Here is a 9,120-nt window from a genome sequence, read left to right as displayed (position 1 = left end):
GAGGGGGAGACGGCCGGGGTTTCGGCGGCGGGCTCGGGCTCGGGGGTCTTGGTGGCCTCGGGCTCGGTGGGCTCGGCGGTTTCGGCGGCGGTTTCGGCCACCGGTGCCGGTTCGACGACGGGCTTAGCCTCGGCCTCGGGCTCGGTGGGGGTTTCGGCCACCGGTGCCGACTCGGGCTCCGGTTCGGGCTCCACGGACGTCGCCTCGGGCTCCACGGACGTCGCCTCGGGCTGTACGGGCTTCGCCTCGGGCTGTACGGGCTTCGCCTCGGGCTCAGGAGCGGTCTCGGTCTGCGTCTCGACCTCGGCCTTGACGGGAGTCTCGGGCTCGACGTCCTTCGCCTCGGTGGCCTCGGTGGCCTCCGGCTCGGTGACCTCGGCCTCTGCGGGCTTCGGTTCGGGTTCCGGTTCCGCCGCCGCGACCGGTTCCGGTTCGGGCTTCGGCTCGTCCCTCTTCTCCTCCGGGGCCGAGCCCTGTGCCGGGACCGTGGGGACGGAGGGCTTGTCGAAGGCGGCCGCCACCAGATCCGAGGCCAGGCCGGTGCTGCCGTCGTTCTCGGTGGACCGGGGCGAGGCGGGGGCCGGGATCGTGGCCTTGGCGGCCGGGGCGGGGGCGCTCACCGGGGCCGCCGCCGCTTCCGGTTCGTCCGCCGGTTCCACGACCGGTTCCGCGACCGGCTCCGACTCCGCGGGCGCGGTGCGTTCGGTCTGGGGCGGGACCGTGGCCGTCGACGCGTCCTGCTCCGCGCGGTCACGGCCGAACACCTTGCGCAGCAAGCTCCGAATGCCCATGGGCGAGGCCTTTCGCGTGAGTTGGGTGCGATGAATGTCCGACCTGTGGGAATTGATCCCTGGCCAGGGCGGATACGTAAGGTTAGCGGCCGGATCCGGCCCTTCGTCGGCACGGCCCGCCCCGGGGAAAACCGATACGGGAACGATCGGCGAACGGTTCCCCGCCGAGTCCGGCCCCCGCCCCGACGCGCTTGCGCCGCCTGATCCGGCGCGCTCCCGTTCCTCTGTCCGACGCGTTCCCCGCCCCCGCCCTGCCGGGCCACGGCCGGGGCCCGGCAGGGTCCTGGGCGAGTCCCCGCCGGGTCCTGTGCGCATGTCGTGCGGGCCTGATGTGCTTCGCCCGAATGCACTGACGGAGCCTCCAACTGCCTTGTTAACGTGATCGGCCGGTGCACTTGACGCGAAGTCAGGTGCACCGTTGTCCGTTGTTCACCAGCATTGCCAGGAAGGGCCTTCACATGGGGAAACCCTCTCGTCGAACACGTCTCGCGGCCTGTGCCGTCGCGACCGGTGCGCTGATTTCCGTACTCGTTCCGGCGGCCGGTGCCACCGCCGTCCCGGCAGCCTCCCCGCCGTCCTCCGCGCGGGCGGCGGACGACCCCGTACCGGGCAACGAGGGCATGCCGGACGACGGCTTCGACAACGAGGACGAGGGCGAGCAGGACGACTTCGCGGGGACGGGGGCCGGAACGGCCCCGGCCGCCCCGAGGGCGTCGCTCGCCGCGGCCCCCGTCCCCGGCCGGGCCGCCGACTTCAAGTTGGCGAAGGGCACCGATATCTCCGGCCTTGTCGCGAAGCTGGACGCCGGGCTGCCCGAGCAGGGGCTCACCGAGCTGATGGAGCAGGCCAACCGGCCCGCCGGCTGGGGGAGCGACTGCGGGGACACCGGCATCTACGGCCCCGACCTGACCGCCTCCCCCCGCGTCTGCTGGAAGAGCGACGACGCCACCTCCTCGGAGTGGGTCCCGCAGGCCATCAGCGGTGTGTCGGACGCGCAGGAGGACGAGGACTGGGGCACGTCCGACGCCGAGCCGATCGCCGTGGCCGGCTACGACGCGGAGAACCCGGGCCGCAGCGACTACCTCTCGGGCAAGGACAACTGCCTGCTGAGCCCGACCGGGGACGCCTGCAACGAGAAGGGCATCCGGGTCAGCTTCTTCAACCAGGCCACCAAGATGTACCGCCACGTGCTGCTGGTCTGGCCGTACATGAACTCCAAGAACCACATCTCCTTCGACGCGCTGCACGCCCGCGAGGGCAAGTGCCTCACCGAGGTGACGTCCTCCTGCGCCGCGCAGAACGGCATCCACGCCGGTGGCATGGTCTGGTACGGCAACTACCTGTACGTCGCCGACACCGCCAACGGCATGCGGGTCTTCGACCTGCGCAAGATCATGGACCTCAACCCGGACAACAAGACCGACGTCGACGACCCGACGCCGGACGGCCTGACCAGCAACGTCACGGACAAGCGGCGGGTCGGCCGGCAGAACAACGTCTGGTACGGCTACGGCTACCGCTACGTCATGCCGCAGGTCGCCACGCTGAAGTTCACCACGGCGAAGAACGGCGGCTCCACCAGCAAGAACCAGTGCTACGCCACCGGGCGCCCGAAGGCCTCGTACATCTCGCTGGACCGCACCGGCACCGACCACATGGTCCTCGGCGAGTACTGCAACACCAACAACGGCGGTACGAGCCCCGGCCGGGTCGGCACGTACCCGATGGCCGATCTGGTGGCCGCGGTCGAGGGCGCTTCCGGCAAGACCGCCTCCGCCGACCTGGCCTACGGCCTGCCGACCGGTGCCAAGTTCGGCGACGAGGCGCTGTGGCACAAGATCCAGGGCGTCATGCGGTACGAGGGCAAGTGGTACTTCCACCGCAGCAACGGCTACGACAACGGGCGGCTGCTCCAGGCCACGCCGGGCACGGTCGACGGGGTCGACCAGCTCGTCGGCAACACGAAGACCCTGCAGTCGTCGTTCGGGCCCGAGGACCTCTACCTCGCGCACGGGCGCGGTGACGGCTTCGCGCCGAAGCTGTGGTCGCTGAGCGAGCACGCGCCGAGCAAGTGCGGGGCGTGCGAGCGCGAGCTGTACGGCTACGGCATGTCCGACGTCATCAGCAGCTTCGGCTGAGGCGCGGGGCCGAAGTACACGGGGGACGGGGCGGGCCGGTGAACGATCCGGCCCGCCCCGTCCCCCGTGCCGCACTACAGTCGGACCCATGGTTTCCGGTGAGGCGCCGCAGGCGGAGGGCAGCGTTCGGGTCGATGTCTGGATCTGGTCGGTCCGGCTGACGAAGACCCGCTCGCAGGCCGCTGCCGCCTGCCGCGCGGGTCATGTGAAGGTCGCCGGTGAGCGCGCCAAGCCCGCCCAGACGGTGCGCGTCGGCGACGAGGTGCGGCTCCGGCACGCGGGCCGGGACCGGATCGTGGTCGTGTCGAAGATCGTGAAGAAGCGGGTCGGTCCGCCGGTGGCGGTGGAGTGCTTCGTCGACAACAGCCCGCCCCCGCCGCCGCGCGAGGCGGCGATCCAGGTTCCGGTACGGGACCGGGGCGCGGGGCGGCCGACGAAGCGGGACCGGCGCGAGATGGAACGGCTGCGGGGCAACGGCCCCGCGGGCTGACCGCGGACCGGGCTGACCGCGGACCGGGCTCACTGCCGACCGTGCCGACCGTGCCGACCGTGCCGACCGGACCGACCGGGTCGACCGGTGTCGGCAGCGGTGGGGTCACGGCTGCGGGGACGCGATCGCCCGGGCCGCCGCCACCTCCTGGCGCAGCGGGGCCAGTACGCCCCTCTCGTCGCCCGGCAGTTCGGCGCGGACCTCCACCAGGACCTCGCTCGACCGGATTCCGTCGGCCAGTTCCAGCAGCTGCCGACGGATCCCGGCCACCTCTTCCTGCGGTGGCGGGGACGCCCCGTGGTTGACCCGGACCCGGGCCGCCGTCGCCGCGTCCACGATGCGTTCGACCGCGACGACCAGCGGCCACCAGGCGGCGGCCCGGGTGCCGACCGGCGGCGGCTCGGTCAGCGCGCGCTGGAACTCGGACCGCACGACCGACAGGTCGCGGTAGATGCGGCGCCGGGCCCGCAGCCGTTCCGCCCGGTCGCCCGGACCGCCGCTTCCGCCGCCGGTCCCGCCCGGACCGCCCTGGTCGGTCGAACCGGTCGAACCGGCGGGTTCGAACGCGCATGTCACGTAGTCGGCGATGTCCGTCACCGCGTCCGCGAGCCGGTGGCCGATCCGGACGTGCCAGCTCTCCGGCCACAGCAGGTAGCCCGCCACCAGCACGATGGCGCAGCCGATCAGGCTGTCCAGGAAGCGTGGCCAGACCAGGTCGAAGCCCTGGTGGTTCAGCAGGTCGGACAGGAGCAGGATGACCGGGGTGATGGCCGCCGTCTGGAACGCGTACCCCTTCGCCGTGAGCGCCGGGATCAGTGCCGCGAGCACCACCATCACCGGCACGTCCCACCAGCCGATCGGCACCGCGGCCAGCACCGGTGCGGCGATCACGAGGCCGGCCGCCGTGCCCACCGAGCGCAGCACGGCCCGGGAGAACACCGAACCGAAGTCCGGCTTGAGGACGAACGTGACGGTCAGCGCCACCCAGTAGGAGCGGGGCACCGGGATCAGCGAGGTCAGCGCCTGGGCCAGGCCGATGCACAGGGCGAGCCGCAGCCCGTACCGCCAGGACGCCCCGGAGAACAGCACGTCGCGGGCGGTCCGCCGGACGCGCACCCCGAGCGCGGCGGGCCGGCCGAGCCGGTCGTCGACGTTGTACGGGTCGGGGTCGGCCTTGTGCACGACGACCGCGGCGTGCCGCAGCGCGCCGTCCACGGCCCGGGTCGCGGGCGAGTCCGGCGCGGGCAGGACGAGTTCGGGGCGGCCGGTGCGGCTCTCCTCGACGGCGACGGCCAGTTCGCGCACCGCCGCCGGGATCTCGTCCGGGAGCGTGAGCCGGCGCACATGGACCGCGGGGGCCGCCTCCACGAGCGGGATGACGACGTTGAGCTGGGCGAGCAGCCGCACCATGGCGCTGTTGCGGCCGTGGTAGCGGGCCCGGCGGGCCAGGATCAGGTCGTACGAGGTGTTGAGGGACTGGGTGACGGCCTGGCGCTGCTCCTCGTAGCCGGGACCGCCCGCGGCGGCGAGCAGGTCGGCGACGGCGAGATAGGTGTTCGCGACCGCGACCCGTTCCGGCAGCGCCCGCCGCAGCGGCCAGGCCAGCAGGGTCAGGGCGAGGACGAACAGGCCGCCGACCGTGAGCAGCAGCGGTGCCACCCACCAGGGTTCCGGCAGCGGGAGCCCGGCCCCGACGATCGCGTTGAGCAGGAGCAGCAGCCCGGACACGGAGGCGACGGCACCGATCGTCGACATCATCCCGGAGACCAGGCCGACCAGCGTCAGCGCGACGACGGCCGCCCAGCCGGTCCCGTACACCAGGGTGCCGAGCATCACGCCGAGCGCGCCGAACAGCTGCGGCACCGCGATGTTGAGGATGCGCATGCGGTACGCGTCGGCGGTGTCGCCGATGACCCCGGAGAGCGCGCCCATGGAGACGAGCGCGCCGTACGCCGGGCGGTCGAGCGCGAAGCCGGCGGCGAGCGGTGCCGCCAGCGCGACGGAGGCGCGGAGGACCGCGGCCCACGGGACGGGGGCGGACGGCTGGGGCCGCAGTCCGCTCAGCAGCCAGGGGGGCGGGGTCGCGCGTCTGCGTCCGTCCCCGGTCCCCGCTCCTGCCTCCGCGCCTGCCTCGGTCAATGCGTCCCCCTGGGTTCCGCGTCTCAGCCCCGGTAGCCCTCGACCTCGTCGGCCGGCCGGACCTTCGCGGTGGAGGGGTCCTCGCCGGACGCGCTCAGTGCGCGGCGCCGTCGCAGCAGATCCCAGCACTGATCGAGCCGGACCTCAACAGCGTGCAGCCGGGCCTTCTCGTCAGGGCCGAGGCCCGACTCCCGCACGGAGCGGTCGCGGAGCTCGCGTTCCTCGGAGACGAGATCGCCGATGTCGTCGATGATGTCGTGTTCCCGGTCGTCCATGACCTCTCCTTCGGGAGGGGGCGGGTGCGGGGGCCTCCTCCCGGGGCCGCCCCTGAGAGCCTGTCGGGTGACCTCCGCACCGTCCGCCCCCTCCGCACCGTCCGCGCTCGACTGGAAACCCTGCGCCGTCGCCGGGGGGCCCGCCGCCCAGGAGTGCGCCGAGCTGTTCGTACCGCTCGACTACCGCGACCCGGACCCGGACGGTCCGCGGGTCAGGCTCGCGGTGACCCGGGTCCGCAGCGACCGCCCGGGGGAGCGGCGCGGGACGCTGCTGGTGATCCCCGGGGGGCCCGGCTCCTCCGGGGTGGCCCTGGTGACGGGGAAGGGGGAGCGGCTGCAACGGGAGACGGGCGGCCGGTACGACGTCGTGAGCCTCGACCCGCGCGGGGTCGGCGGCAGCACGAAGGCGAGCTGCGGGCTCGCCGCGGAGGACCGCGACCTGGTGCACCTGCGGTCCTGGCCCGCCGCCGACGGTTCGATCACCGAGAACGTGGCGCGTTCCCGGCGCACCGCCGAGGCGTGCGCCCGCAACGGCGGAGCGATGCTGCGGAGCCTGACCACGGCCAACGAGGTGCGCGACATCGACCGGTTCCGGCAGGCGCTGGGCGAGGAGAAGCTGTCGGCCTGGGGCAGCTCGTACGGTACGTACGTGGGCGCCGTGTACGCGCAGAAGTACCCGCGGCACACGGACCGCTGGGTGCTGGACAGCAGCGGCGACCCCGACCCGTCGCGCGTCAACCGGGGCTGGATGCAGAACATGGCGCGGGCCGTGGAGGACCGGTTCCCCGACTTCGCGCGCTGGGCCGCGGACCCGGCCAGGGAGGCGGAGGGGCTGCGACTGGCCCGGGAGGCGCGGGACGTGCGGCCGCTGGTGCTGGACCTGGCCGCGCGGCTGGACCGCGAACCGAGGGAGACCACCACGCCCGGTGTGCCGCTGACCGGCAACCGGCTGCGCCAGGCCGTCCAGATGGCCCTGTACAGCGACAGCGCCTTCCCCCGGCTCGCCGAACTGATCCGGGCGGCCGGGGACCCGGCGGCGGAGCCGGTCCTGCCGCCGGGACTGGACCGGCCGCTGTCGGACCAGGACGCGGCGGTCACGATCGGCGTGGTCTGCAACGACGTCCGCTGGCCGGCCTCCGTGCCCGACTACCGGCGCGCCGTCGCGATCGACCGGGTGAAGCACCCGCTGACCGCCGGGCTGCCGGCCAACATCACCCCGTGCGCCTTCTGGAAGGACACCCCCGCCGACCGGCCGACCAGGATCACCGACGAGGGACCGTCCAACATCCTGATGATCCAGGGCCTGCGGGACCCGTCGACGCCGTACTTCGGGGCCCTGAAGATGCGCGAGGCGTTCGGCGACCGGGCCAGGCTGGTCACCGTCGACCACGGCGGGCACGGCATCTACCTGGGCAACGGCAACGCCTGCGGCGACCGCGCGGTCACCAGGTTCCTGACGACGGGGAAGCGGCCCGGACAGGACACGTACTGCGCGGGCTGAGCGGGCTGAGCGGACCGGGCCGGGTGCGGCCCCCGGCGGCGTCAGTCGCTGCCGGGGGGTGCGCGTCCGCCGTGCCCGGCCTCCGCCAGCAGGGTGACGACCTCCTCGTCGGAGGTCTGCGAGAAGTCCCGGTACCACTCGCCGACGGCGTGGAACAGGCGCGGCACGGACAGGCACACCACCTCGTCCGCGCTGCGCCGCAGCCGTACCACCGCCTCCGGCGGGGCCACCGGAACGGCCGCCACCACCCGGGCCGGGGTCTGCGCCCGTACGACCTCGCAGGCGGCCTCGGCCGTGGCACCGGTCGCGATGCCGTCGTCCACCACGATCACCGTCCGGCCGGCCAGCGGGACGCGCGGCCGGCCCGCGCGGTACACCTGCGCCCGCCGGGCCAGCTCGGCCGCCTCGACCCGCTCGACCGCCGCGAGATCCTGCCGCGCGGACCGCAGACGGCCCACGACGTCCTCGTTGAGGACCCGCACACCGCCCTCGCCGATGGCGCCGAACGCCACCTCCTCGTGGTGCGGCACACCGAGCTTGCGGACCACGATCACGTCGAGTTCGGCGCCGAGCGTCCGCGCCACCTCGAAGGCCACCGGGATTCCGCCGCGGGGCAGTCCCAGCACGACCGGGTTCTCCCGCTCCATGCGGCGGAGCGCCTCGGCCAGCTGCTCCCCCGCGTCCACACGGTCGGCGAACAGCACGAAGGTTCACCCCCAGAGGCGGGAGGGCGGGCCGCATGCGTACGGGCCCCGCCTGCTCCCCTCCTTCGAAACAACCCCATGTGCGGCGCCCCCGCAACTCGGGCGGGGCCGCCGCACGGGACGGGACCGGGCGGGGCCGCCCGGCGGCTCCGGTCAGGACACCGGGGTCGTGCGGGGGAGCTCACCCTCGGTCGTGTCGATGTCGATGACGGAGAACACCGCGCCCTGCGGGTCGGTCAGTGCGGCGAACCGGCCGAACGGCATGGTCATCGGGCCGAACCGGAGCACCCCGCCGAGTTCGGTCGCCCTCGCCACCGCCGCGTCGCAGTCCGCGACCGTGAAGTACACGTTCAGGAACGGCGGCGCCTCGGGCGGGAAGTCGTCGCCCATCCGCATCCGGCCCATGACCGTGCGGTCGCCCAGGTTGTACATCCGGAAGTCGACGTGCTCGTCCTCCAGCTTCACCACGCCGTACGGGAAGACGGCGGGGAAGAAGGCGTCGGACTTCTCGGGGTCCCGGGTGAAGACCTCGGACCAGCAGTAGGCGCCGGGCACGCGCTGCGCCCCGAAGCCCTCGTGGGTGCCCGCCTGCCACACGCCGAAGAGGACCCCGCCGGGGTCGCGGGCCAGCACCATCGTGCCGAAGCCGTCGACCCGCATGGGGTCCATCAGGGTCTCGCCGCCGTTCGCCCGGATCTTCTCGGCGGTGGCGGCGGCGTCGTCCGACGCGAGGTAGAGGCACCAGCCCGCCGGGCCCTCCTGGCCGGGCATCGGGGGCACCACGGCGGCGACCGCCCGGCCGTCCGCGTACGCCTGCGTGTAGCTGCCGAACTCCGTCGCGGCCTCGCCGAACGTCCAGCCCAGGACGTCACCGTAGAAGCGCTTGGCCGCCTCGACATCGGGGAACATCGCGTCGGCCCAGCACGGTGTGCCCTCCGGTTGTGCGGCCATGGCCCTGACTCCTTCGCACTCGATGGATGTCCGGTTTGTCACGCTAACCAGCCGGGCGCGGCTCCGCGCGGCGGAGGAGGGCGGGGCGGGCGGAGGTCACCCGACAGGCTCTCAGGGGCGGCCCCGGGAGG

7 protein-coding genes and 1 pseudogene are annotated in these 9,120 nt (G+C 73.7%); 3 read left to right on the top strand and 5 right to left on the bottom strand.

Features of this window, described 5'->3' with window-relative positions:
* A pseudogene (locus tag EAO76_RS03370) lies at nt 1–791 on the bottom strand (hypothetical protein); the annotation flags it as partial.
* Between the two features lie 458 nt (nt 792–1,249).
* On the opposite strand from EAO76_RS03370, the gene EAO76_RS03365 reads away from it, so the two are divergent.
* The gene (locus EAO76_RS03365) at nt 1,250–2,929 is read left to right on the top strand and encodes a hypothetical protein (RefSeq protein WP_148833167.1); all 1,680 of its coding nucleotides are present in this window, start codon (nt 1,250–1,252) and stop codon (nt 2,927–2,929) included.
* A gap of 88 nt (nt 2,930–3,017) precedes the next feature.
* Entirely contained in the window at nt 3,018–3,419 is a 402-nt protein-coding gene (locus EAO76_RS03360; RefSeq protein ID WP_148833165.1) for an RNA-binding S4 domain-containing protein, read from the top strand.
* A gap of 105 nt (nt 3,420–3,524) precedes the next feature.
* Here EAO76_RS03360 and EAO76_RS03355 read toward each other — a convergent pair whose 3' ends face one another.
* Nucleotides 3,525–5,483 (bottom strand): FUSC family protein, encoded by a 1,959-nt coding sequence (locus EAO76_RS03355; protein ID WP_148833169.1) that lies wholly within the window; start codon nt 5,481–5,483, stop codon nt 3,525–3,527.
* Between the two features lie 98 nt (nt 5,484–5,581).
* Nucleotides 5,582–5,833 carry a DUF2630 family protein gene (locus EAO76_RS03350; RefSeq protein WP_148833163.1) on the bottom strand — a complete coding sequence of 84 codons (252 nt, stop codon included), beginning with the start codon at nt 5,831–5,833 and terminating at the stop codon, nt 5,582–5,584.
* On the opposite strand from EAO76_RS03350, the gene EAO76_RS03345 reads away from it, so the two are divergent.
* Nucleotides 5,811–7,334 carry an alpha/beta hydrolase gene (locus tag EAO76_RS03345; RefSeq protein ID WP_399461414.1) on the top strand — a complete coding sequence of 508 codons (1,524 nt, stop codon included), beginning with the start codon at nt 5,811–5,813 and terminating at the stop codon, nt 7,332–7,334. The genes EAO76_RS03350 and EAO76_RS03345 overlap by 23 nt on opposite strands.
* A 41-nt stretch (nt 7,335–7,375) precedes the next feature.
* Here the strand turns inward: EAO76_RS03345 and EAO76_RS03340 are convergent, their stop codons facing one another.
* Together EAO76_RS03340 and EAO76_RS03335 are read right to left on the bottom strand one after the other, a co-directional pair.
* Nucleotides 7,376–8,038, bottom strand: coding sequence for a phosphoribosyltransferase (locus tag EAO76_RS03340; protein WP_148833159.1), 663 nt, complete (start codon nt 8,036–8,038; stop codon nt 7,376–7,378).
* Between the two features lie 153 nt (nt 8,039–8,191).
* Entirely contained in the window at nt 8,192–8,989 is a 798-nt protein-coding gene (locus EAO76_RS03335; RefSeq protein ID WP_148833157.1) for a VOC family protein, read from the bottom strand.
* Nucleotides 8,990–9,120: the final 131 nt, after the last annotated feature.

It is taken from the genome of Streptomyces sp. sk2.1 (genome assembly GCF_008120935.1).
GTDB lineage: Bacteria > Actinomycetota > Actinomycetes > Streptomycetales > Streptomycetaceae > Streptomyces.
Note: the sequence above shows the minus strand (reverse complement) of the source record. Positions and strands in the feature narration are given on the sequence as shown.